Origin of the sequence: Dehalobacter sp., assembly GCF_030063005.1 — a bacterium.
Taxonomy (GTDB): domain Bacteria; phylum Bacillota; class Desulfitobacteriia; order Desulfitobacteriales; family Syntrophobotulaceae; genus Dehalobacter; species Dehalobacter restrictus.
The window spans coordinates 44109-65803 of sequence record NZ_JAPDHR010000007.1; the positions used below are offsets into that span (position 1 = coordinate 44109).

Here is a 21695-nt window from a genome sequence, read left to right on the forward strand (position 1 = left end):
CCTCCAATTAAAAAACGAGCAGTCCGCGTGTGTCATACACGCTTTCGCCCGTATCGTTTCCGCACCGAATCGCCCGGTCGAGCGCCATAATAGTGGCGACTGCGCCGTCGATTTTCTCTGTGGATTTTTCCTTATCTGCTTTGATATTTCCAGCCGGGTCGGTGCGGATATAGATGTTGTCCATCATCCAGCGGAGCACCGGGTGGCCACCGTGGGCGAGCTTTTCTTCCAGCGTCAGCTTCATCAGTTCTTTGGTCGGAGGGCTCATATCCTTAAAGCCCTGCCCGAACGGCACGACCGAAAAGCCGAGCGTTTCAAGATTCTGTGTCATTTGCACTGCGCCCCAGCGGTCGAACGCGATTTCACGAATGTTGTATTTTTCGCCGAGGGATTCAATGAACTGCTCGATGTAGCCGTAATGCACCACGTTGCCCTCGGTAGTTTGCAGGAATCCTTGCTTTTTCCAGACATCATAATTCACATGATCGCGCCGGACACGCAGGTCAATATTGTCCTCCGGTATCCAGAAGTACGGCAGTATGGCGTATTTATCTGCCTCATCTGCCGGAGGGAATACCAGTACGAACGCTGTGATATCGGTAGAGGACGAGAGGTCAAGACCACCGTAGCAGACGCGCCCTTCGAGCGATTTTTCGTCCACGGGGAATGCGCAGGCATCCCATTTGTCCATCGGCATCCAGCGCACCGCCTGTTTTACCCATTGGTTCAGTCGGAGCTGCCGGAAGCTGTTTTCCTCAGCGGGATTCTGCCTTGCCGATTCAAAAGCCGCTTTGACTTTGTCCATGCCTACTGTGATGCCCAGCGAGGGATTGGCTTTTTTCCACACCTTGGGGTCTGTCCAGTCGTCTTCCTGCGCCGCGCCGTAAATTACCGGGTAGAAGGTAGGATCGTGCTTTCTGCCATCAATAATATCCAGCGCCTTCTGATGGACCTCCCAGCAGATGCTGTTCTGGTTATCCCCGGCAGTGGTGATTAAAAAATACAGCGGCTGCATTCTCGCATCGCCGCTGCCCTTGGTCATAACGTCATATAGTTTTCTGTTCGGCTGCGTATGCAGCTCATCAAATACAACACCGTGGGTGTTAAAACCGTGTTTGTTGCCGACATCGGCGGAGAGGACCTGATAGATGCTCCCGGTCGGCTGATAGATGAGCCGCTTGGTTGCGTCTAGTATTTTGACACGCTTTGAGAGTGCCGGACACATTCGAACCATATCTGCTGCCACGTTGAAAACAATGGACGCTTGATTTCGGTCTGCGGCACAGCCATAGACCTCGGCGCGTTCTTCGTTATCCCCGCAGGTGAGAAGCAGTGCTACAGCGGCTGCAAGCTCAGACTTGCCCATTTTTTTCGGAATTTCCACATAGGCGGTGTTGAACTGGCGGTAGCCGTTGGGTTTTAGGGTTCCAAAGATATCACGGATAATCTGTTCCTGCCAATCGATCAGCTCGAAGGGCTTTCCGGCCCAGGTGCCTTTGGTGTGGCAGAGCGCTTCGACAAAAGCTACTGCGTAGTCGGCGGCGGCCTTGTCATAAACCGAATCTGTCGCCTTAAACCGTGTCGATCTGTATTTCTTCAGCTTTCGGATATTGACCGCCTCCTTCCGGGCATAAAAATAGACCGCCGTCGGCAGTCCGTCAAAATCTATCTGTACGAGATACAGCCCCATGCAGGGCGGAATCTCGGCTATATTTTATAATGCAGAGTTAGTGATTTTCGCTGTGAAGCAAAAGCTCAAGGGCAAGCTCCGTATCAGGGTCGGTGGGTTCCACATCCCAGCCTCTGTCATAGTTGCACACGACTTCGCCATCGCGCTTGAGCATCAGTTTGCTGATTCTGCCGCCGTCGATACCGAATTGCGAACCTTCGTCGTACTGTTTCATCCAATAATGAAAAACGCTGTCGTGAACTTTCAGACTTCCTTCTTTCCACATGACCCCGTCCTCCTTAAAACTTTTCGATAATGGCGTTGTCGTCGGCATCGAAGTGGACCTTGTAGCGCGTCTCGGTGCCGTCTGCCTTCTTGGAAATCAACCTGATCCCACCCTCGAAGGCGCTGTAACACCTGTCGAATCTCTCGCCCTGCGGTAGCTGGCTCTTGGCTTGCTTTAACTGTTTTTCTGTCATGGGGTATTCCTCCTTCGTTTTTGCATGTACATATATCACTCTAAAACCCTGTAATAGCAAGTGCTTCTCGCGATATATAGTACACAAATATATCAGAGGATTTGTGTGTATCTTATGCTTCTCCCGTAAGGATAAAGTGTGCATACTCGCGTCGGTATTCCTCAATGAAGATGACCAGTTCGAAATACCCCATGTCATTTGCGATGCGCTGCACCACGTAGGTATCAAACATATTTGTGAGTCCGGTGTCGCGGACGGCGAGTATCTGTTGCTTGATTTTCTCAGTCAAGGTCGGCCACCTTCCTGACTTGGTCGATACCGTAGATTACGTTCAGCCCGCTGCCGTTATCCCAATTGACCATGAGGGAGCCGGTGTCGTCGACGCCATATACAGTACCCAGCGTTCCAACCGGAGGAGCCTGTACATCGTCCATATGCAGAAGCTCGACACGGGTGCCGGCAGGATAGCGTCGGCGAAGGTTGAGGAGGGCCTCGTTAGTTATCATTCGCATGGCGTTTCCTCCTCTCCATTCAGGATGGCATTGATTTCAGCGCGAGTGTCGGGGTCGGCTTTGGCACGGTCGAGGTCTTCCTGCGAGAAGCCTTTCTTCTGACCGCTCTTGAAAGCCGCGCTGCCGGTAAGGTTGCGGAGCAGAAGCTTTCGCTCGGCTTTGTACTCGTCGCCAATAAAGCCCAGCCGAAGGAGAAAGCAGCGGAAGGCGTACTTGTCATTATCGACATCTTTATCCTGCGCAGTGACACGCTTGAGCGTTTTGGCCATCAAGCAGAGGCGGCCGATGAACTTGGCGTAGGCACTGATTTCCTCCGGTGTAGGGTAATGTTCAAACCACGGGAAGGAGATCTTGTCGTCCTCCACCGTGATGGAAAGCGAATGCGCTCCGAGGGCTTTCTTTATGAGGGAGCTTTTGCTTCCAACCAGTCGCCGCAGATTCTCTATGGCGGAGTCGGTGAAACCGTCCTTCGGCATGGAAATGGTGAGTCCGGTTTCCTCAGTTGTGAATTCGGCTTCGAAGCCCTTCTCGCAAAGTGCCTCGATGAGCCGCTCAATCTCGTCACTGTCGGCGCTGTCGTCAAAGACAAGCTCTCCGGTCTTGCTGATGGTGAAGTAGTCCACCTGATATGCACAGGAAGGAACTCCAAGGTACTTGGGCTTACATTCGAGGATTTCTGCGATTGCCTGGACCAGCTTTTTGCGGTCATCGCCGGTTACGTTGTAGTTAATTGTCATGATGTTGACCTCCTTGTTTTTGGCGTAGTACATATATCACTCTGGAGGCCGGAAATAGCAAGTGATACAGGCGTAGAATCCTGTAGAATTATGTGGCCTCGGAATTGTGTATTGTAGCTATTTCGGCATACTTATAGGTCAAACCGTCGCGTATGACCGAAACCCCTGCATCGGAGCCGACCTGCTCGATATACCGTTTGAAGATAACGTCGCAGAACTTTTCGTCAAGCTCGATGGTATAGCAGATGCGATCCGATTGTTCACAGGCGATGAGCGTACTGCCGGAGCCGCCGAAGGGGTCCAGCACGATGGTGTTGCTCATACTGCTGTTCATAATGGGATACGCGATAAGCGGCACCGGCTTCATGGTCGGGTGGTCGCCGTTTTTCTTTGGCTTATCGAACTCCCATATCGTCGTTTCCTTGCGGCCGGTGTACCATTGGTGCTTGCCGTTTTTCTTCCAACCGAAAAGGCACGGTTCATGCTGCCACTGGTATGGAGAGCGACCCAACACCAGCGACTGCTTCTTCCAGATGCAGCAACCGGACAAATAAAAACCGGCATCCGAAAAGGCTCTGCGAAAGTTCAGCCCCTCGGTGTCGGAGTGAAAAATGTATATGCTGGCGTCGTCCGCCATGACCGCTTCTATACAGGTGAACGCATCCAACAAGAACTGATAGAACTTATCGTTCGTCATGTTGTCGTTTTTGATTTTTCCGGCGCTGCCTTCGTAGTTGACATTGTACGGCGGGTCAGTCACTACAAGATTGGCTTTCTTGCCAGCCATCAGGAGATCGTAGGTTTCTGTACGGGTAGAGTCACCGCAGACGAGCCTGTGCGGGCCTAGTCGCCAAACATCGCCCAGCTTGGTAACGGTCGGTTCCTTGAGCTCGGCATCCACATCAAAATCATCGTCGTGGATACCATCCTTGAGCGAGTCCTTGAACAGGTCGTCAATTTCTCCGGGGTCGAAGCCCGTGAGCGACACATCAAAGTCAGCGCCCTGCAAATCTGCAATGAGCAGAGCCAGTTTGTCCTTGTCCCACTCGCCAGAGATTTTATTCAGTGCGATATTGAGCGCCTTTTCCTTTTCAGCGTCCATCTCGACAACGACGCAGTCGACCTCGGTGACACCCATATCGAGCAACACCTTTAATCTCTGATGGCCGCCAACGACATGGGAGGTGGTTTTATTCCATATAACAGGTTCGACATAGCCGAATTCTTCAAGCGAGCGTTTCAGCTTTTCATATTCCGGATCACCTGGTTTCAGGTCTTTGCGAGGATTATAATCGGCTGGAACGAGCCGATCAGTCTGAATCTTTTCTATCAGCATAGCTATCAACCGCCTTTCCGAGCGGTAAGCAGCCGCTCCATAACATCATCCTGCGGATTAGCTCCGCCATACTCGCCGGTGCAGTTCTCCTTGACGATCTGGAAGATTTCCATCCACAGACGGTTCGTCTGATTCATGTAGTTCTGGCCCATCGCCACGTAGGGACTTTGAATGGCATTACCCGTTGTGGGGTGTTTGGCCAGAAAGCCATATTCGGTAACCGCTTCCTCGCATTGAATCCACCGGGCCACGCTCATGGCGTAGCGTTCCAAAAGCTGTGGGGAAACAAGCGCCGCACAGCCACGCTCATTCAGCCAGTGCCATGTGTTTTTATAAATGTCCGCGGCGACGAGCGTCTTGCCGTCCTTCTGCACGGCTTCGAGCATTTTATTTGGCTCTGGCATTTCAAGTCCCTTGAGGTCTGCTGTATCCTGAAATTCCATCACCGTCAATTTCCTGCCGCCGGGATTGCCGGCTGATATTTTATCGGCGAGCGGCTTCTTTTTTGCGCCTGCACCGATGCGAGCACCGCCTCTGCAGGTGCCGTCTTTCGCCATATTCATCACACTCCTTGCGCGATGGGGCTATTCCACCGTTTGATTGCGCGTTTTTTAACACGAAGCCCCACGCCGCTGTCCAAATTTTTTTGCTTTAGAGATTTTGATACCCCCACCGGGGCAAAAAACCAGTGAATATATTTTTAATCAACGTGATTATGTTTTGGTCTGTATCAAAATGTGATACAGACCTCACCGATCGTGCCAGCGGTCACCTGACTCCGCAGTGATACGAGAGTGACAGGCTTTGCAAAGAGCCATGAGGTTCTCAGCATTGCTGTTGCCGCCTTTGGAAAGCGGGAGAATGTGGTGCACCTCCTCGGCGGGTGTCAGCTTTCCTTGCTTTTGGCATTCCTCGCAGAGAGGATGTGCCTTGATGTAACGGTCACGGATTCGTTTCCAGCTACGGCCGTACCGTTTGTTTGACGCAGGGTCACGCTCGTACTGGTTGTAGCGTTTGTCCATGACCTTCTGATGCTCGGCACAGTATTGCTCGCGTACAGCAAGCCGACCGCAGCCGGGGTATGCGCAGCGACGCTTTGGTTTGTATGGCATTCGGTTCACCTCCTTCGGGGCATAAAGAAAGCCCTGCGGGATTGCTCCCACAAGGCTCATCTTCATTCTGCTTTCCTGATTATAATACTATCATAAGTGGCAGGTGTCTTTCAGTGTCTTTTCGTGTCCACTTTCGAAGAAGCGGGAATGCTACATTCCTCCAGCGCCCAGTTGTGGAGCTTATGTGTGTATCGCAGGTCATAACCCATGTCCACAGCAATTTTCTCCCAAGACAGGAAACAGAGATAACGCTTCTCCAAAAGGGTCTGGTGTTCCGGGTTGGATACCGCTTTGATGACGCCCATGATTTCTTTCTTGAGGTCAACCAGCTTATCGATGTCACGGTTGATTTCGTTCTGCAGGTCAACAATTTTACAAATGGCGTCTGCCATGCGGGAGGTTGAACCGCTGGGATTGCGGGGCATACCGGTCAGCACTGACGTACAGGTTGTTGCCAGCTCGTTCAGTGAATCGATCTGCTGGAGCTTTGATTTGATACGCATATCAAGGTAACGCGCCTGTGAAAGGTAGGTCTTAGTAGTCATAGCACACCTTCTCCTTTCTCAGCTTGGAGATCAGCAGCTCCGGGTCAAGGCCGGTCAACACGCCGAACCAGCCGGAACGGAAAAAACGCTCAATGCTGGCAAGCTCACGCTCGTCGTCGTGAAGCCGGTAATCCTTCACGGCCTGCAGCACAATGGCGTTTGCAAGGTTTTCATAGGGGTTGTTCATAATATCTGTACCTCCGATTTTTATTTCTCTCGGATTGGCACGGATTGTCATAGATTTTCTCAGATGTGCTGTCTCAGTTTACTGAGACTTCGGCCTTTACCGCCTCTATTAAAGCGGCCTGTGTGCTATCCTTTTTCGACAGTACCCGCAAAATCCGCTCGTCGATGGTGCTCTTGGCCACAATGTGCTGCACCACAACCGTTTCTGAATTTTGGCCTTGTCGCCACAGGCGGGCGTTGGTCTGCTGATATAATTCCAGTGACCAGGTCAGCCCAAACCAGACGATGCAGGAGCCGCCGCTTTGAAGGTTCAGCCCGTGACCGGCGGAGGCGGGGTGGATTAGTGCCACGGGCAGTTCACCGTTGTTCCACCTGCGGATGCTGTCGGCGCTGTCCAGCTTGGAGAACGGGATATGGAGCCTGCGCAGCCGCTCGGTGATCCGGGCAAGGTCATGCTTAAACCAATAGGCCACAAGAAGTGGCTTGCCGCCTGCCGCTTCGATGATGTCCTCCAGTGCGTCCAGCTTTTGTTCATGGATGGTGATGGTGCCGCCGTCGTCGGTATATATTGCGCCGTTTGCCATCTGGCACAGCTTCCCGGTGAGAGCGGCGGCATTTGCGGCGGTGATCTCGCCGTCGGGGAGCTGCAGCACGAGGTCTTGTTTCAAACCGTCGTACCGCTGGCGTTCCTCGTCGGAGAGGTTCACGGTGTATTCGTTGCTGATGAGCTCCGGCATTTTCAGAAGGTCAATGGACTTCATGGAAATGGCGATGTCCGCGATTTTGTCATATATTCGCTGCTCCGCACCGGGCAGAGGCTTGTAGCTGAAGATAACCTGCCCGTTGCGCTTGTCCGGCTGGAAATAATCAAGGCGATAATGGCTTATAAACCGTCCGAGCCGAGCGCCCATGTCCAGCAGCCGGAACTCCGCCCATAAATCCATGAGACCGTTGCTGCTGGGCGTTCCCGTCAGCCCGATGATGCGCTTGACCGTGGGGCGCACCTTCATCAATGCCCGGAAGCGCTTTGCTTGGTAATTTTTGAAGGAGGACAGCTCGTCTACCACAACGGTATCGAAGGTGAACGGCAGCTTGCTGTCCTCGATCAGCCACTGGACGTTCTCGCGGTTGATGATGTAGATGTCGGCGGGCTTCATAAGTGCCGCACGGCGTTCCGTTTCGGTGCCGACAGCTACGGAGCAGATGAGGCTCTGCAGATGATCCCACTTATCCGCTTCAGCAGGCCATGTGTCCCGCGCTACACGCAGCGGGGCGATGACCAGAACGCGATGCACCTCGAAGCTGTCGAACAAAAGGTCGTTTAGCGCAGTCAGCGTGATGCTCGTTTTTCCAAGTCCCATATCCAGCAGAACGGCGGCGATGGGGTGCTCCTCAATGTAGTTAATCGCGAAGGTCTGATAGTTATGTGGTTCGTATTTCATCAAGAATTCCTCCAATCTGCCGCTCATCGTCCAGCACATACACTTTGAAGCCCAAGCGCCGAAGCAGTCCATGCCTTGCAAGCTGTAACGGTCGCGGATTACATCCCATAGCCTTAACTTCCACAAACCCTATATGACCGCCGGGCAAAAGAACAATGCGGTCGGGCATTCCGTCAAGACCGGGAGACACGAACTTTGGGGCGATGCCTCCCATGTTTTTTGTCGCTTTCACGAGCTTTTGCTCAATCTGTTTCTCTCTCATGTGAACTCCCTCTGGAACAAGCGGAACAAGAAGAACAATAATTCCTATACACGCGCGCATACTCGTATATACGCTCTATTACTACCTTGTTTTTTATGATTATTGCCGATAGGTAAAATCTTGTTCTCTTGTTCCGCATTTCTCAAAGCCTCTGATTTTACAAGGCTTATTCCCGTAACAAGCTCTGGAACAAGAGTGGGAACAATCCTTGTTGTTCTGTTACTTTCTGGAATAAGCTCTCTGTTTTCCGTAGATAGCAAAGACGCTTGTTCCTTGCTTTGTTCCCTGATACTTCTCCCACGACTCCAGCTTCTGCATAATTGCACCCAGCTCATAGGAGTCGGCTTTCTTGAGAGCGGCCGCGTCTTTGCCGAAGCACTCACACCAGATTTCGAGATTGCATACCAGCTCACGCCGCACCGTACCTTTTTTGCCGATGTCGCCGATACCGGCACCGCTCAGGAAATTACGACGCTCGTAAAGGTCGAGCTCATCCCAGTTCTCCGGCAGCAAGGTATCAAGGTACCCACGCACCAAGCCTTCGCGCTCATCTGCCTCCATTGCGTCTGCCTGTTCCGTGACTGCCAAAACCGCGTCCTCGCCTTCAAGGTAGAGCTTTTCGCCACGGCGATAAAGCACCAGTGTTTCAGCCCAGATCTGAGCGACTTCGTCTTTTGTAATCTGCCATGCCTTTTTACGAGAATTCCCGCTGACCGGAATAGGCCAGAAGCGGCGATTGCCGGTGATGTCTCGCAGAAAACCGGACTCAGCATTGGTAGAGCCGACGATGATGCACTGCCTCGGATGGCTCTCAACGCTCACGCCGTAGCTGGCGCGATACTTATCGTCCACACGAGAGATGAAGGACTTTACAGTTTCCACATCGGCCTTACGCATTCCGGCCAGCTCACCAAGCTCCAGTATCCAATAGCCCTGCAGTTTTTCGGGTCCTGCCTTGTCGCGCATATCCGTAAGAGTCAAGCTGTCCGAAAACCACTCGCCAGCCAGCTTTGCAAAGAAGGTCGATTTGCCGATGCCCTGAGGCCCGTTCAATATAGGAACGCTGTCGAACTTGGTGCCAGGGTGATAGATTCGAGCGACTGCCGCCACCATAGATTTGCGACTGACTGCTCTTGTGTAAGTAGTGTCCGCTGCGCCAAAGTAATCAATGAATAGCGTCTCCACACGGGGAATGCCATCCCAAGCGGGCAGTTCCTCCAGATACTCCTTAATGGGGTGATATGCCTTTTCAGCGGCGACTGCCAACACAGCATCCTTCGTCTTGGTAGGTGAATAGACGCCATAATTGTTTGACAGATATACTTTGAGCGCGGCGTTGTCAGAGTCATTCCAGCCATCCTTGAGCTGATCCCACGGTAAGCCGCCTTTGGCATCAATACCGTCACGATGGCAGTTGAAGGCGATGTGCTGCAGAGCTTCATCATGGCGCAGGATAATTACCAGATTATCGAGCGTATCCTTGACGTGTCCCTGCTTGTCGAGCTCCAGCACTTTTTGCCAATCGGCATCTGAGAAATCGGCGCTTGCTTGCTCCATGCGCTCTGCCGCGAGCTGCGACTTTACAGCAACGTCCTTTATAGCAAAATCCGTCATGGCTGCGAAGGATTTTTTCTCATCGTCACCATCGAATTTGTGTATGCGCACGAGGTCAAAAGCATTGAGCAGCTTCCCACAGGCAGGGTCTGTCGCGTGGTGGCTGTACGCGAACTTGTCGTCGTAGATCACAACACCGGCAGTGCTTTCACCGGAGATATAGTCATAGCGGCCTTCCATAACCGACGGAGCATAAATGTCGGAGAGGAACTTGTCGATTGCCGCCGTGATGGAGTAAGTACGGCAGAAAGCGCCTACAACGCCGGACTTTGTGAGCGGGTCCTCCTGCGGTTTCTGACTTGGCTTATTGACCTTGCTTTCCCGTGAGGTGGTAGGTAGCAAAGAGCAATCCTGCCAGTTCGGGTGCGCCGCGAAAATTGCATCCGGGTCGAGCAGCTCACCGTCAAAGAAATCACTGATGTATTCGCCGTTTGACGGGCAGGTCGGCCAGTACATGAGCTGGTTCGGTATAAAGGAGCACTCATCAAACATATCGATGCCGAGCTCCGCTGCCATATAGCGCGACAACGCCACAAACTCGTCTGCGGAAATATCCCGTGAAAATGGAGCAACAATGCGGAGGCGGGGCGCTTCCGGCGTGTGGCTGTGCGTGGAATACACCGCGCACTTGAAGGTCAGTTTTTTCTCCAGCTCCGCAATGAACTCCGGCGTAGCATTATCAATGTCGGGTGTCCATAATGAACGGCAGGAGACATTCCCAACTTTACGAAGGTTGTCCCGTAGGTGCCCACCGACGAAGCCGCCCTTGTCCTTGATCTCGTCGCGCTTGGGCTTTGAAAGCTTGGCATATTCTTCCGCTGTTTCAGTTGTGCGTATCGGCGTTTTCAGCCGGTCGCATATGTCATCGAAGGACATAGTCTTATTTGACCAGAACTTCGCTTGACGGGAGTTGCCGAGCGCAATCTTCAATTCACGCATATTTCTCCTCCTTTGTGTATTCGCCCTTAAAGGCACCATCGCCGGACACATCAGCCATATAGTCAGCCAATGCATTCAGCCTGTCGTAATCCGTATCATTCAGGCAGGTGAAACCATTAACAGGCCGAATACCCGCCGCCGCGTCTAACCCGCAGTAATACAGCACTGTTTCGCGTAGTGATGGTCCGAAGCTGGTACCGTCATCTTTTCGCAGCTTCTGCGCTGTTCCTTTTGCAATGCCGAGCTCTGCGCCAACGGCATCCCACCTACCGAAAATGGCATAGTCCGTCACTACAATCTCATGGAGTGATTTCTGCACGGCATTCCGGACACAATGTTCAATTTCGGCAAGACAGATGACCTCAATATGATTAGTAATGGTTTCGAGCATCATTGTTCGCCTGTCCTCCACGCAACTTCGGGAGTATCGCTTTCTGCAAAGGGCATTTACGGCTCTCTGTAAAACGCACCAGTATTTCTTTCCTTCTGCATCGTCAGGTTGGCGGAGAAGCATTAACGAGTCAAAATCAAAACCTCGCACAGCTTTCAGATAATCGAAAACCATAGGTGCTATTTTCATGGCGTCCACGCGCATGGCCGCCATAAAGTTGTTGCCGTTTGGCTTAATCTCGTCCATCGCCCAAGGCGTAATTGCCGGGTCATAAAAGCTCTCGGCTTTGTAATGACACTTTCTGCAGAGGCTGACCAGATCGTCCATTGACTCGTGACCAAAACGCTCATAGGTCAGATGGTGTACATCGGTTGCTTCGCCGCCGCAAACAGGGCAGATATGGTTATCCAGTTCAAGACGCTGGTTTGCAATTTGCCGCCATTCAGCGCTATGGATATATCGCTCATATTCCGGATTGCCTGCCTTGAATTGCCATGTGTTAGACATTATTCCTGCACCTCCTCGCAGTTTTCAGTAAAGTAGCGCAAGCGGTAGTTCTTCCACCTGGCCCTTTTGATTTCAGCCTCCATACCGGCTGAGATAGTGCTGCCGAACACCCACACCTCTGAGCATTTGCTCATCAGCGCGTTTCCGAAGAACAGCCCAAGCTGGCGCTCGGCGGGATTATCATCGTCGAGAAACTGCGGAAACAGCAGGTGCGGCGCGACAGGTATGTAGCCCTTATCCACAGCAAACCGGCTGTAGCGCTGCGCCGCCGCGACATTACCGTCCACGTCTCCAGAAAACGGGGAGCAGATGTACACGATAGGTCGGAAAGCCCGCAGAGCTCTTTCTTCGTTTTCGATAATCGTCATGGCTTCAAAGGCGGTAGGGTCGTAATAGCCCTCACTGTTGTATTTGTCTATACTCATTAGGAACACTCCTTTCACGACGGGCTTCTTGTCCGTCTCTACCACCCACTGGAATAAAAAGCCCGAAGTGGTCCACACTTTTTAATCTTTTTTATAAAAATCACACTCGTAACCGTCAGCGCGGAGCAACAGCCCTTTTGCCCATGACGGTGTCCTGCCCATCTGCTCACAGACAGCGGTGAGCGACATACGCGGATCGGCTTCGATGACAAGCTCGTCGTGGATGTGCATGACGATGGAACAGCAGCGAAGTGTCTGCATGGCGTAGCAGAGAATATCGCGGGCAGTCGCCTGAACGATGTTTTCCACGAGCTTAGGTCCGTAGGAGTCAAGCCGCTCCCACTTTTTTGTGCCGCCAACACCTTCGTAAGTGATGCAGCTTCCGCCGAACTTGTTTTCTCCGATGCGCGGCTTCACATAGGCGAGCTTTCTGCCCGACGGAAGCGTAATGAACAGCAGTCCGCTCTGACAGGAGAAGGTAATCCCGTGTGTTGAGTTGGTATTCTTATTCCTGACTGCCTCCATAGCTGCTTTGTCCACATCCCACCAGAACTGCACAATGTGGGGGTTCGATTGTCGCCAAGCGGCAACCAGTGTAGGAAGCTCATCTTCAGTAAGCCCCATGTCGAGAGCGCCCATCGCCTTGAGCGCCCCGACTGAGCCGCCGTAGCCGAGCGCCAATTCCGCGATCTTGCCTTTCTGACGCAGATGACCGTTTACACCGTGCTTTTCGACCGGTACCTTGAACATCTGGCTGGCGCTGGCGCAGTAGATGTCGCCGCCTGTGGCGAACACATCCTGCCGCCACTGCTCACCGGCAAGCCACGCGATCACGCGAGCTTCAATGGCACTGAAGTCGGAAACGATGAACTTGACGCCGCTTCTCGGCACAAACGCTGTGCGGATGAGCTGGGAAAGTGTGTCCGGCACATCTTCATAGAGCATCTGGAGCGCATCAAAGTCGCCGCAGCGAACAAGGGCACGGGCTTCAGCTAAATCCTCCAGATGGTTCTGCGGCAGGTTTTGCATCTGTATGAGCCTACCTGCCCAACGCCCGGTGCGGTTCGCTCCATAAAACTGAAACATTCCACGGGCACGACCATCGGCGCAGACTGCGTTCTCCATTGCCTGATACTTCCGCACCGACGATTTGGCAAGCTGCTGACGGAGGGAAAGAACCTCTGAGAGTCCGGGCGGCGCGGTTTTCAGAAGCTCCGCGACCACCTTTTTGCCCAGCGTGGCAGTCTCCAAGCCATTGTCCGAAAGCCATTGCTTCATCTGCTGTACTGAGTTGGGATTTTCCAGTTCGGTCAGGCGTTTCATGGCGGTGGTGAGCTCGGCGTGGGAGCGGCCATCCATCTCGATAGCTTCTTCTACCAACGCCATATCCAGCGCCACACCACGGTCGTTGATTTCTTGGTCGAGGTGATATTCATCCCAAATGCTGTCTGGCAACGGATATTTTGCGAGCTTTGCCTGAATGGACAGTTCCGCTTCCACATCGCGAGCGTTATATTTCTTGAAGAGCGACCACTTGTCCGGTGCGTGATACGGGTAGTTGCGGGTGCGCTGTCCGTTTACTTTTGTTGGAGCACAGGGCTGGCAGAAGAATTTAATAAGGTCTCTGCCCTCAGTGAGCTTTTGTTTATCCAGCTTGAGCACCAAGCCGACACCTTCCAACGAAAGTGGTAGGCCCATCGCTGCTGCCCACACCATTGAGCAGCGCCACGAGGAAGGATTGATATATTCGCCAGTGGGGAGTCCAAGAAAACGAGACAGGCAGACCCGTTCAAAGTTTGCATTAAAGGCCCACTTAGTCACCGTTTCATCCGTGAGCGCCTCTATCACAGCAGGTGGTATTTTTTCACCGCAGGCAAGAGCGACGACTTGAACGGGGTCGCCGTCCACGGAGTAGCCGAACAGGAGAATCTCAAAGTCCGGCGCTTCGGCGTATTTATAGACCCCGCATTTTGCAAGTGGTGTACTGCTATAGGTTTCAATATCTATACTGAGTGTTTTCATAATCAACCGTCCTTTACAGGAACAAGGCGGCAAAGAGCCTCTCTGCCGCCTGTCCCAGGTGCTTTACTTGAAATCATTCATGCGCTTTTCGTGATACTCAAGGTCACGAGCGGCCTGTTCCTTTTCACGCTTTTCACGCCTGCGGTCATACACCGCGCTCTGAATCGTGTTGATCAGAAATACAATGCTGAAGCAAAGCCAGCAAGCGATAAGCACTGTCAGCAGGATAGTTTCTAAGGTTGTCATAGCTTTTCACCCGTCCTTTCTCAGTTCAGAAAATCGTCATCGTCATCGGTTTCAAAATCGGATTCGGCGCTGGCCTTGCCGCCGAGAGGCTCACCATCGCGGATTTTCTGCAGGTTGTTGAGGCCACAGGCAATACCACGATTGCCGTTGCTGTTGAAGGCATAAAAATTGATGCTTGCCCGGCCGTACACGCCGGAGTATACCTCGGAGTGGGTCAGAATGGGGTTGCGGTCCGCGTCCACGATGCCGGGAGCGGTAGCAGTATTGGCGTTGATGAAGTAAGCATTGGCGTAAGCCTCATCGTCGGGGCGTTCAGTGTCTCCGTCACGAAGGGGCAGTTTGAGCGCCGACATCGCGGGTACGGTTTTGCCATTGCCCTTGAGCTTGGATTCGCCATCGTGGTAAGCCGCCTCGATAGCAGCCTTGATCTTGGCGACCGTCTTGGTATCGGACTTCGGGATGATGAGGCTTACCGAGAACTTCGGCGTGCCGCCGTTGATGCTCTTGGCTTCCCAGACGTTGGCATATGACCAGCGGGTGCTGGGGCCGGTGATAACCTTCATCGGGTTGTTGACGCTGTTTGCGTTGTTATTCATAATCGTTTTCCTCCATAAAATCATTTTTGGCTGCGTTCATCGCCGGACGCTTATCTCTCTCCGGCACGAGCGTGGGTTTGCCCTGCGGCTTTTCGATGTAAGCCGCGAGAAGTTCATCAAAGCGGGATTTGCCGAGCAGCTTCTGCATGGCGGTGACGCCCAGCACCTTGTGCTCATAGGGATCAAAGCCTGCGTCGGTAACTGTACCGGCGACCGCTGCTTCGTTTGTGTATCTGCGGTTGGAGCGACCTTCGACAAGCTTCCAGCCGTGCCACTCCTTGCCGCTGATCGCCTGCTGCAAGGCGTATTCCTTGATATCCGCCGCCCATGAAACAAGGTCGTCAGCGCGGGCAAGGATATCCTCGACTTCTTCGTCCGTCAGCAGCGGCGGCAGCTTGAAGTCATACCGGGCGAGCTCCAGATTTGCGCCGGCTCTGGCGCGGCAGTCGTGCTTCGCCTTACAAAAGCCGCACCACTCGCCGCAGAGAAAATTACCGTCACCGGCGAATGCGAGGTCAGCGGTGGGCTTGAGCACTTCGTCCGCCCAGCGGTAAAGCGCGTCCTTTGATATTTCATAGGTGCTGACATTGTCCCGGCGTGGTTGATAGATGGTCATGCGCACCGAGTCAATGTCATAGATACCGTCGAACAGTTCCATAGCACCAAGCGCATAACACTGCATCTGCGGGTTTTCCTCCGCGCTCACGAGTACGCCCAGACCGTGCTTGTAGTCGATGATCTGCAAGGTGCCGTCCGCGATGATGATGCAGTCTGCTGTACCGAAGCCGGACTCCACCCAGCGGGAGAAGTCCACCCGCTGTTCAATGAGCACCACGGGATCGGCGCAGACCTGCTTGGCGGCCTCAACCTGTTCGAGCACATAAGCGACGTAGCCCGTGGCGCAGTCACTCATTTCCTCGTTGAACCAGGTCAGCTTTTCGGTCGGGTCCTCAGCAGGGAGCCCCAGCGCCTTACGGAGTTTATACTCGCAAAGCGCATGAGCATCAGTGCCTTCAGCGGCGTAGTCGCTGACCTTATCGTCGTAGCTTTCGCAGAGCCGAGCGGACGGAGGGCAGTGCAGCCAGCGGTCGGAGCTGGAAGCGGAGAGAATCGCGTGTCCTTTAGGTGGCATCGGTCAAGCCCTCCACATCTGCAAGCAGTGCCTTGTAGTTTGCCGTGTCGACACCCGACAGCCTGTCGGCACCGTACTTCTGTAGCAGAGAGCGAATCTGAGCGGTGAAACCCGCACGGGATTTTTCCGCGAGAACGGCCCTGACCGCTTCCAGCGTAAGCACCGGCTCGGCAGGCGCAGCTTCCGGCACCGGCTCATCGCCGCTGAACTGCTCTGCCAGCCAATTAGCCGAGTCGCTGATAGCAGCAGCACACTTGCGCAGTTCTTCGATGGTCACAGCCATTTCGCTCATTTTGCTCATCTGTTTTTCCTCCTTCCGTGGATTTACTCTGGGCTGCGAGGATAGATAGATTTCTCGCCAGCCGCTTGGACACGACGCTGATCGCAAGCAAAGTGTCGATCAGTTCCTCGTCGGTGTCGGTCGTTTGTCTCTTGTCGTTCATTCGGGCTTCCTCCAATCTGGGGACTTATCGTTTTCCCTGTCCTCACTACCCACTGGAAAAAAAGAAGCCAAGTGGTCCGCATTTCTTATAAAAAATTCGCTCCAAGCTGAAATTGGCTCGGAGCGAATGAAAAACTAATTATTCTTTTATCTGCCGTGCAAGCTCTGCCTTGATAGCAGTCCAGTGGCGTTTAAAGGTTGAGCGTGCCATATTCAAAGTAACAGCCGCTTCTCGTTCTGACTGACCTTCCATAATGAGCTCGCATATGCGTTTTCCTTCAGGATCGCGCTCCTCCAGTTCATTGAGAAGTTGTTCGAGCAACAGCCTGTCCATAAGGACATCGGCAAAACTATTGGTCGGGTCCTCAAGGGTATCCAATAGAGAGAATTCCTCGCCGTCTGCGTTTTCCATTGGAGCGTCGAGCGATACTGTGTTACCGGCGGCGTGGTATTCGCACATGGCGCAGTCGCCGTCGCATATCCATAGCTTAGATTTAGGGCAGATGCACTGGCGATGCTTTTGGGCGTGTTTTCTTATAGCCCAAATGTCGCGGTAGTAGGCGTAGTATTGCGTCTCGGTGACTTCAACCCACTGCTTTTCGTGGGGCAGGTAGATCTTGTAGATACGGGTTTGGCTCTGATTTGCTTGGTTTGTCATTAAAAATTCCTCCGTTTTTCGTTGTCTCGAAACGGAGGAATCTGCAGAACTGACATGAAAATGGCAATGGTATGCCGTCCGCAGTCCTAACGGATTACTCCGTTTCGGCCTGCAGCTTTCTGTTCAGTAGTCAGCTGTCTGTTATTCGGTTGTCCACCTCATCGCACTGAACCATCCGTGATCGGCGGATGTACTTTGAGGCGGTGGCCACATCGATTTCGCAAAATATCGTGTGCTTTGAAGAAACTCATTTCGCGTTCACAAAATAATGTTGTTCTTTGCGAAATCTGGTGGTATAATGTATAAAAGCGGCTCGTAACAAGCACCTTGGTGGCTCTCCTACGGCTTCTTTTACACTTGTATTGTACAAAAACAGAATGTCCACGAACTTGACGTTCGTGGACATGAATGTACAATTGATGTACAAATAGAGGAGGCGCGGTAATGACATTCAGTGAGTTTTTAAAGCTGATGCATTCATATATTGGATGCGGCGTTACTCAGCAAGACTATGTCTTGTATATCACCAACCTAATCATTCGGGAGCCATCAAGCGAATCCGAGGAGGCTGCAGAAGAAGCCGATAATTATAATCCGATGTCAGGAAAATCGCCGAACCTGTTAAGCAAGATATACAACGGCGAGAGTAACAGAAAGATTGCAGTCAATGATGCCCGTCGCCTGCTAAGTCTTTTTTCCAAAACAAAATTTGTAGATGAATTTATAAGCGTAGACATGGAAGCCAGGGAGAACCTGGTGGGGGCTCTAAAAAAACATGAAATTACATCAACGGCAGAAACTGTTGATGAGGTATGCGCCGAAATTTTCTACAGACTAATTGAAGCAATGGCCACCGGCAGAAATTATATTTCTTTCAGCGACATTCCTCATGTTGATAGATATGGTCAGCGTCTGGCAGAGGCTCCTTTGACTTCTGTCTATGTCGAGGATGGAGTTATTCATATCGCGGACGAAAAAATAGAACTCCCGATCCAGCTCACGCCAGAAGAGGAGTTCGCACCATATGAGTTGCCATATATCAATGCTTTATGTGATGCTTACGCTGATGCATTGTCAATGATAATTACACCGGATGATATTGATAAATTGCCGAATCGCTACCATAAGGATTTTGTTTCACAACGTGAGGCATATTTTGCTGCTGAAAGTCTGCAGCGGTCTGTGCGCGAAGTATATTCAGATGGAGAAGATCAATTCAACAATTTAAAAAAAGAGGCATATGACGGCGTTGAAAATACATATCTCCAGGATTATGAGAACGGCTATAAACGCCTTCAAGCAGTAATTGATAAAATGCTGACCATGCCGCTTAGCGCGTCTACATTAGCACGCACTACAAATTTGATCAGGAATATGGTTAGAAAGGGCATTTGCCATGTTTTGGTGAATGATGGGCGCATTAAGTCCTGGGTAAATACCGATGAATGAAGTCTTTAATACACCTTTTGAGATTTCGCTCAGGATGGTATTACTGCTTTCTGCGTGCGGTAATGCCATAACAGCGGATCGCGCGGCGGCCTTGGATTTTATAACTGTATACAGTAGTGCATTCCATTTATCTCAACAGTCAATCAATGGCGAGAATGATTTCGGATTCAGCGAATTTGCTACACGCCGGGAACTCGTTAATAAAGCTCTAAAGAGCATGGTTATTGACGGCTTGATGGCTGTTCGCAGAGACGAGTTGGGGTTTCAATATTCGCTCAGTCCATCTGGAAGAAAATTTTGCAGCAGCTTAAATAGCGAGTATGCAAAAGAATATAGTAAACTTGCGGCAATTACAGTGAGAAGCACAAAAACCAAAAGTGATGTAGATCTGTTGACTTTAATTACGCATGAGTCAACTCAATCGCTAAGGAGGTAGCGCTATGGCAAAAGGATTCTATATTAAAAAAATCGTAGCAAAGAGCTCTACCAAAAGCGACTCTACAATCGAATTCTGCCCCAAGTTAAACATTATTGAGGGCCATTCCAATACGGGTAAGACCTGCGTTGCAAAGTGCATAGATTTTGCATTCGGCGGGTCAACGAAGAATCCATTTAAAGAATCATCCGGGTTTAACCGGGTGTGCATGACTGTTTCAACTTACGATGGGAAAGAACTCGTTATAGATAGAACCGTTGGTAAAAATCAGGCCATGGTCACAAGTGAAATAGATGGCATCAGCAGCGATACATATGATCTTGAACCCAAGAAGAATCAGAAGCATCCTGTCTTGAACACCATTTGGCTGACGCTCATGGGCATCAATTGCGATCCTGAGCCGCAGGTAGTTATTAATTCACGGTTTGAAAAGAAAAGGCTCACTTGGAAGAGTCTCCTCCGGCTCTTCTATTTGGACGAGGACCGGGTCGGAGATTCAGAATCGATAATTGTGCCTCAACACAGATATTATGAGAATACATATTTTTTATCTGCGCTGCTTTATCTGTTGACCGGGCGCGACTTTTCTGAAACAGATGCAAAAGCAAAAAAGGAAATACGTCAAGCACGAAAAAAGGCAATCACGGAGTATGCAAACGGCAAGATACAAGAAGCGACAAAACGTCGTGAGCTGCTTAGCAAACAATTGGAACTGTTTGATGGAATTGACGTTGAGCAAAAGATCGCCGAGTTGGTGCAATCTTTGGAAACTGCCGAGGAAGGTATTTCCTCCGCTCTAAATGAGAGTAAAACATTATTAAGTACAATCATGGAGACAGAAGAACGCGAAGCTGAATGTGATATTTTGCTTTCAAGGTTTAAACAACTTAAGGGGCAGTATTCGGCAGATATCAAGCGGCTTTCATTTATCGCAGATGGGGAAAACGAGCTTAGCAACGTACCCAAGCCTGCCAATTGTCCTTTCTGCGATGGTAAGATTGCACCTCGCGGAAGAAAATCATATATAGATGCTTCTAAAGCAGAACTAAAGAGAATTGCGGCACAACTGGAAGGACTTATTAGTTCTGAGCAGGATGTTCTGACTGAAAAGTCAGAAATTGAAGAGAAACTAAAGGAGCTTCGGCAGAAACGCGATAATATTGAAGCATTAATAAAAGAGGAATTGCAACCCAAGGCGAGCCAGTTGAGCGAATCTATTGCATCTTATAAGGCTTATATACAAATTTCTAACGAAATAAAATTGGTGTCGTCTTTTGCACAGGATTTCGCTGTTGATATCAACACCTACTCTACTGATGAAGATGAAAATGAGATCGAATATCACCCCAGAGAGTATTTTGACGATGACTTTCAAAGCGTGATGACTGAGTACGCCATGCAAATCCTCCGTGAATGCAATTACGAAAATCTTACGAGCGCTCGTTTCGATATGAGTATTTTTGATATTGAAGTCAATGGCGAAAGCAAGGAAAATAGTAATGGAAAAGGCTATAGAGCATATTTGAACTCAGTCGTAATCTTAATGTTCAGAAAGTATCTTTATAAATACGCGAAGTTCGACCCAAGAATGTTTATTATTGATACCCCGCTACATGGCTTCGACGAGGGCATCGATGAAACAGCACCAGAAAGTATGCGAACAGCTCTTTTCCAGTACTTTATTAATCATCAGGATGAGGGACAATTGATAGTGATTGAAAACTTGGATCACATTCCCCATTTGCCGTATGAAAAATCCGGCGCGACAGTAACAAAATTTGTAAAAGGACGCGAACCAGGTAGGTATGGTTTTTTAAATGATGTTAAATGAATTTGTGAGCAACAGCAAAGCAGGAGGCGAACCCATGAAATTCAGTTATAACAAGCTTTGGAAACTTATGATTGATAAAGGTATCAACAAAAAAAGCCTGCGTGAAATGAGTGGTATTAGCGCGACGTCTGTTGCAAAGCTTGGAAACGGTGGAAATGTAAACACCGAAATTCTACTCAAGATTTGCGCAGCATTGAATTGTGATGTTGGAGATATTATGGAAATCGTCCCAGACGACAAGTAAAAGTCCAGAAAATGGGACACGCGTTGTGAGATTATTTAAGGAGGCGCAGAATGGGAGTAATTATTCGGGCACGTGATTATCTGCCAGAAAAGCAGGCGGGAATGTTGAAACCGATCATATTCTGCGTGTCCAGCAATGAGATGGTAGAAAAATCTGTTTCCATAAACAAGATGCTTGCTGAAGAATTGATAAAGGTGCGGCGAAACCGCCGGACGGTGCAGATGGAACGCTGCTTTAACCAAGTGATTTTAGGGTTGCCTGATGGGGCTGTCATAAAAGACTTTGATGTTCTGTTCAATCCTGATTATCAGGTGGACGTCTTGAAGATCTTTGTCACTGTATGCAAGCAAAAAACGTTCAGTGTCCTTTGGCCCGGTAGGCTGGAAGACGGAAAACTGTTTTATGCAGAAGATGGCTTTCCAGATTATAAGGTGTACAACATAGGCGATTACGATATTACTTGCATCGTATAGCCGAGAGGAG

28 protein-coding genes are annotated in these 21695 nt (G+C 50.8%); 5 read left to right on the forward strand and 23 right to left on the reverse strand.

The genetic code is table 11. The features are described from left to right. Positions 1-7: 7 nt before the first annotated feature. From OKX56_RS02160 to OKX56_RS02270, 23 genes are all read right to left on the reverse strand, one after another. Positions 8-1609: a terminase large subunit gene (locus OKX56_RS02160; protein ID WP_287895549.1), complete on the reverse strand. Its 1602-nt coding sequence runs from the start codon at positions 1607-1609 to the stop codon at positions 8-10. Positions 1610-1727: 118 nt separating this feature from the next. Next, complete coding sequence (locus OKX56_RS02165) at positions 1728-2003, reverse strand: DUF7678 domain-containing protein (protein WP_353737752.1); 276 nt, start codon at positions 2001-2003, stop codon at positions 1728-1730. Next, positions 1969-2148, reverse strand: a complete 180-nt coding sequence (locus tag OKX56_RS02170) for a hypothetical protein (protein ID WP_287895471.1) — start codon at positions 2146-2148, stop codon at positions 1969-1971. Before OKX56_RS02170 ends, OKX56_RS02165 begins: the two co-directional genes overlap by 35 nt. Positions 2149-2260: 112 nt before the next feature. Then, positions 2261-2437 carry a DUF5049 domain-containing protein gene (locus OKX56_RS02175; RefSeq protein WP_287895472.1) on the reverse strand — a complete coding sequence of 59 codons (177 nt, stop codon included), beginning with the start codon at positions 2435-2437 and terminating at the stop codon, positions 2261-2263. Beyond that, a complete protein-coding gene (locus OKX56_RS02180; RefSeq protein ID WP_287895473.1) occupies positions 2430-2660 on the reverse strand; it encodes a DUF4314 domain-containing protein in 231 nt (76 codons plus the stop codon). The genes OKX56_RS02175 and OKX56_RS02180 overlap by 8 nt, the downstream gene beginning before the upstream one ends. Next, positions 2651-3397, reverse strand: coding sequence for a virulence protein (locus OKX56_RS02185; protein WP_287895475.1), 747 nt, complete (start codon positions 3395-3397; stop codon positions 2651-2653). Before OKX56_RS02185 ends, OKX56_RS02180 begins: the two co-directional genes overlap by 10 nt. 88 nt (positions 3398-3485) lie before the next feature. After that, positions 3486-4733, reverse strand: a complete 1248-nt coding sequence (locus tag OKX56_RS02190) for a site-specific DNA-methyltransferase (protein ID WP_287895477.1) — start codon at positions 4731-4733, stop codon at positions 3486-3488. Between the two features lie 5 nt (positions 4734-4738). Continuing rightward, entirely contained in the window at positions 4739-5290 is a 552-nt protein-coding gene (locus OKX56_RS02195; RefSeq protein WP_287895478.1) for a P27 family phage terminase small subunit, read from the reverse strand. 192 nt (positions 5291-5482) lie between these two features. After that, the gene (locus OKX56_RS02200; protein ID WP_287895480.1) at positions 5483-5845 is read right to left on the reverse strand and encodes an HNH endonuclease; all 363 of its coding nucleotides are present in this window, start codon (positions 5843-5845) and stop codon (positions 5483-5485) included. Positions 5846-5955: 110 nt separating this feature from the next. Beyond that, a complete protein-coding gene (locus OKX56_RS02205) occupies positions 5956-6390 on the reverse strand; it encodes a hypothetical protein (RefSeq protein WP_287895481.1) in 435 nt (144 codons plus the stop codon). Beyond that, on the reverse strand, positions 6380-6628 hold the full coding sequence (locus OKX56_RS02210) for a hypothetical protein (RefSeq protein ID WP_353737754.1): 249 nt from the start codon (positions 6626-6628) through the stop codon (positions 6380-6382). Before OKX56_RS02210 ends, OKX56_RS02205 begins: the two co-directional genes overlap by 11 nt. Positions 6629-6650: 22 nt before the next feature. After that, on the reverse strand, positions 6651-8018 hold the full coding sequence (locus tag OKX56_RS02215; RefSeq protein ID WP_287895482.1) for an SNF2-related protein: 1368 nt from the start codon (positions 8016-8018) through the stop codon (positions 6651-6653). Then, positions 7999-8280, reverse strand: coding sequence for a PDDEXK family nuclease (locus OKX56_RS02220; RefSeq protein ID WP_287895484.1), 282 nt, complete (start codon positions 8278-8280; stop codon positions 7999-8001). Before OKX56_RS02220 ends, OKX56_RS02215 begins: the two co-directional genes overlap by 20 nt. A gap of 219 nt (positions 8281-8499) precedes the next feature. Next, positions 8500-10824, reverse strand: coding sequence for a virulence-associated E family protein (locus tag OKX56_RS02225; protein WP_287895554.1), 2325 nt, complete (start codon positions 10822-10824; stop codon positions 8500-8502). A 1-nt stretch (position 10825) separates the two neighbouring features. Next, the gene (locus tag OKX56_RS02230) at positions 10826-11731 is read right to left on the reverse strand and encodes an HNH endonuclease (RefSeq protein WP_287895485.1); all 906 of its coding nucleotides are present in this window, start codon (positions 11729-11731) and stop codon (positions 10826-10828) included. Further along, complete coding sequence (locus OKX56_RS02235; protein ID WP_287895486.1) at positions 11731-12156, reverse strand: DUF7768 domain-containing protein; 426 nt, start codon at positions 12154-12156, stop codon at positions 11731-11733. Before OKX56_RS02235 ends, OKX56_RS02230 begins: the two co-directional genes overlap by 1 nt. Positions 12157-12237: 81 nt before the next feature. Further along, the gene (locus tag OKX56_RS02240; RefSeq protein ID WP_287895487.1) at positions 12238-14178 is read right to left on the reverse strand and encodes a DNA polymerase; all 1941 of its coding nucleotides are present in this window, start codon (positions 14176-14178) and stop codon (positions 12238-12240) included. Positions 14179-14241: 63 nt separating this feature from the next. Next, on the reverse strand, positions 14242-14424 hold the full coding sequence (locus tag OKX56_RS02245; protein WP_287895488.1) for a hypothetical protein: 183 nt from the start codon (positions 14422-14424) through the stop codon (positions 14242-14244). A 20-nt stretch (positions 14425-14444) separates the two neighbouring features. Continuing rightward, positions 14445-15020, reverse strand: a complete 576-nt coding sequence (locus tag OKX56_RS02250) for a DUF2815 family protein (RefSeq protein ID WP_287895489.1) — start codon at positions 15018-15020, stop codon at positions 14445-14447. Next, on the reverse strand, positions 15013-16152 hold the full coding sequence (locus OKX56_RS02255; protein WP_287895490.1) for a DUF2800 domain-containing protein: 1140 nt from the start codon (positions 16150-16152) through the stop codon (positions 15013-15015). The genes OKX56_RS02250 and OKX56_RS02255 overlap by 8 nt, the downstream gene beginning before the upstream one ends. Continuing rightward, positions 16142-16453 carry a DNA ligase gene (locus OKX56_RS02260; RefSeq protein ID WP_287895491.1) on the reverse strand — a complete coding sequence of 104 codons (312 nt, stop codon included), beginning with the start codon at positions 16451-16453 and terminating at the stop codon, positions 16142-16144. Before OKX56_RS02260 ends, OKX56_RS02255 begins: the two co-directional genes overlap by 11 nt. Next, positions 16377-16595, reverse strand: coding sequence for a hypothetical protein (locus OKX56_RS02265; RefSeq protein WP_287895493.1), 219 nt, complete (start codon positions 16593-16595; stop codon positions 16377-16379). Before OKX56_RS02265 ends, OKX56_RS02260 begins: the two co-directional genes overlap by 77 nt. A 138-nt stretch (positions 16596-16733) precedes the next feature. Then, positions 16734-17252, reverse strand: coding sequence for an ECF-type sigma factor (locus tag OKX56_RS02270; RefSeq protein WP_287895494.1), 519 nt, complete (start codon positions 17250-17252; stop codon positions 16734-16736). A gap of 444 nt (positions 17253-17696) precedes the next feature. Here OKX56_RS02270 and OKX56_RS02275 point away from each other — a divergent pair, with 444 nt between their 5' ends. The 5 genes from OKX56_RS02275 to brxF are packed head-to-tail and all read left to right on the forward strand — an operon-like array spanning position 17697 to position 21685. Then, a complete protein-coding gene (locus OKX56_RS02275) occupies positions 17697-18701 on the forward strand; it encodes an ABC-three component system protein (protein ID WP_287895496.1) in 1005 nt (334 codons plus the stop codon). Further along, on the forward strand, positions 18694-19137 hold the full coding sequence (locus tag OKX56_RS02280; RefSeq protein ID WP_287895497.1) for an ABC-three component system middle component 2: 444 nt from the start codon (positions 18694-18696) through the stop codon (positions 19135-19137). Before OKX56_RS02275 ends, OKX56_RS02280 begins: the two co-directional genes overlap by 8 nt. A gap of 4 nt (positions 19138-19141) precedes the next feature. Then, positions 19142-20968 (forward strand): AAA family ATPase, encoded by a 1827-nt coding sequence (locus tag OKX56_RS02285; RefSeq protein ID WP_287895498.1) that lies wholly within the window; start codon positions 19142-19144, stop codon positions 20966-20968. A gap of 34 nt (positions 20969-21002) precedes the next feature. Further along, positions 21003-21212: a helix-turn-helix domain-containing protein gene (locus OKX56_RS02290; RefSeq protein WP_276802578.1), complete on the forward strand. Its 210-nt coding sequence runs from the start codon at positions 21003-21005 to the stop codon at positions 21210-21212. Between the two features lie 50 nt (positions 21213-21262). Then, positions 21263-21685 (forward strand): BREX-3 system P-loop-containing protein BrxF, encoded by a 423-nt coding sequence (gene brxF, locus OKX56_RS02295; RefSeq protein WP_287895500.1) that lies wholly within the window; start codon positions 21263-21265, stop codon positions 21683-21685. Positions 21686-21695: the final 10 nt, after the last annotated feature.

Bases quoted from the DNA above. Each gene is read 5' to 3' on its own strand.
- OKX56_RS02165 (WP_353737752.1), bottom strand. From the start codon at position 2,003: ATGCCGACGACAACGCCATTATCGAAAAGTTTTAAGGAGGACGGGGTC.
- OKX56_RS02170 (WP_287895471.1), bottom strand. From the start codon at position 2,148: ATGACAGAAAAACAGTTAAAGCAAGCCAAGAGCCAGCTACCGCAGGGC.
- OKX56_RS02180 (WP_287895473.1), bottom strand. From the start codon at position 2,660: ATGCGAATGATAACTAACGAGGCCCTCCTCAACCTTCGCCGACGCTAT.
- OKX56_RS02185 (WP_287895475.1), bottom strand. From the start codon at position 3,397: ATGACAATTAACTACAACGTAACCGGCGATGACCGCAAAAAGCTGGTC.
- OKX56_RS02190 (WP_287895477.1), bottom strand. From the start codon at position 4,733: ATGCTGATAGAAAAGATTCAGACTGATCGGCTCGTTCCAGCCGATTAT.
- OKX56_RS02195 (WP_287895478.1), bottom strand. From the start codon at position 5,290: ATGGCGAAAGACGGCACCTGCAGAGGCGGTGCTCGCATCGGTGCAGGC.
- OKX56_RS02200 (WP_287895480.1), bottom strand. From the start codon at position 5,845: ATGCCATACAAACCAAAGCGTCGCTGCGCATACCCCGGCTGCGGTCGG.
- OKX56_RS02205 (WP_287895481.1), bottom strand. From the start codon at position 6,390: ATGACTACTAAGACCTACCTTTCACAGGCGCGTTACCTTGATATGCGT.
- OKX56_RS02210 (WP_353737754.1), bottom strand. From the start codon at position 6,628: ATGACAATCCGTGCCAATCCGAGAGAAATAAAAATCGGAGGTACAGAT.
- OKX56_RS02215 (WP_287895482.1), bottom strand. From the start codon at position 8,018: ATGAAATACGAACCACATAACTATCAGACCTTCGCGATTAACTACATT.
- OKX56_RS02220 (WP_287895484.1), bottom strand. From the start codon at position 8,280: ATGAGAGAGAAACAGATTGAGCAAAAGCTCGTGAAAGCGACAAAAAAC.
- OKX56_RS02230 (WP_287895485.1), bottom strand. From the start codon at position 11,731: ATGTCTAACACATGGCAATTCAAGGCAGGCAATCCGGAATATGAGCGA.
- OKX56_RS02235 (WP_287895486.1), bottom strand. From the start codon at position 12,156: ATGAGTATAGACAAATACAACAGTGAGGGCTATTACGACCCTACCGCC.
- OKX56_RS02240 (WP_287895487.1), bottom strand. From the start codon at position 14,178: ATGAAAACACTCAGTATAGATATTGAAACCTATAGCAGTACACCACTT.
- OKX56_RS02245 (WP_287895488.1), bottom strand. From the start codon at position 14,424: ATGACAACCTTAGAAACTATCCTGCTGACAGTGCTTATCGCTTGCTGG.
- OKX56_RS02250 (WP_287895489.1), bottom strand. From the start codon at position 15,020: ATGAATAACAACGCAAACAGCGTCAACAACCCGATGAAGGTTATCACC.
- OKX56_RS02255 (WP_287895490.1), bottom strand. From the start codon at position 16,152: ATGCCACCTAAAGGACACGCGATTCTCTCCGCTTCCAGCTCCGACCGC.
- OKX56_RS02260 (WP_287895491.1), bottom strand. From the start codon at position 16,453: ATGAGCAAAATGAGCGAAATGGCTGTGACCATCGAAGAACTGCGCAAG.
- OKX56_RS02265 (WP_287895493.1), bottom strand. From the start codon at position 16,595: ATGAACGACAAGAGACAAACGACCGACACCGACGAGGAACTGATCGAC.
- OKX56_RS02270 (WP_287895494.1), bottom strand. From the start codon at position 17,252: ATGACAAACCAAGCAAATCAGAGCCAAACCCGTATCTACAAGATCTAC.
- OKX56_RS02275 (WP_287895496.1), top strand. From the start codon at position 17,697: ATGACATTCAGTGAGTTTTTAAAGCTGATGCATTCATATATTGGATGC.
- OKX56_RS02280 (WP_287895497.1), top strand. From the start codon at position 18,694: ATGAATGAAGTCTTTAATACACCTTTTGAGATTTCGCTCAGGATGGTA.
- OKX56_RS02285 (WP_287895498.1), top strand. From the start codon at position 19,142: ATGGCAAAAGGATTCTATATTAAAAAAATCGTAGCAAAGAGCTCTACC.
- OKX56_RS02290 (WP_276802578.1), top strand. From the start codon at position 21,003: ATGAAATTCAGTTATAACAAGCTTTGGAAACTTATGATTGATAAAGGT.
- brxF (WP_287895500.1), top strand. From the start codon at position 21,263: ATGGGAGTAATTATTCGGGCACGTGATTATCTGCCAGAAAAGCAGGCG.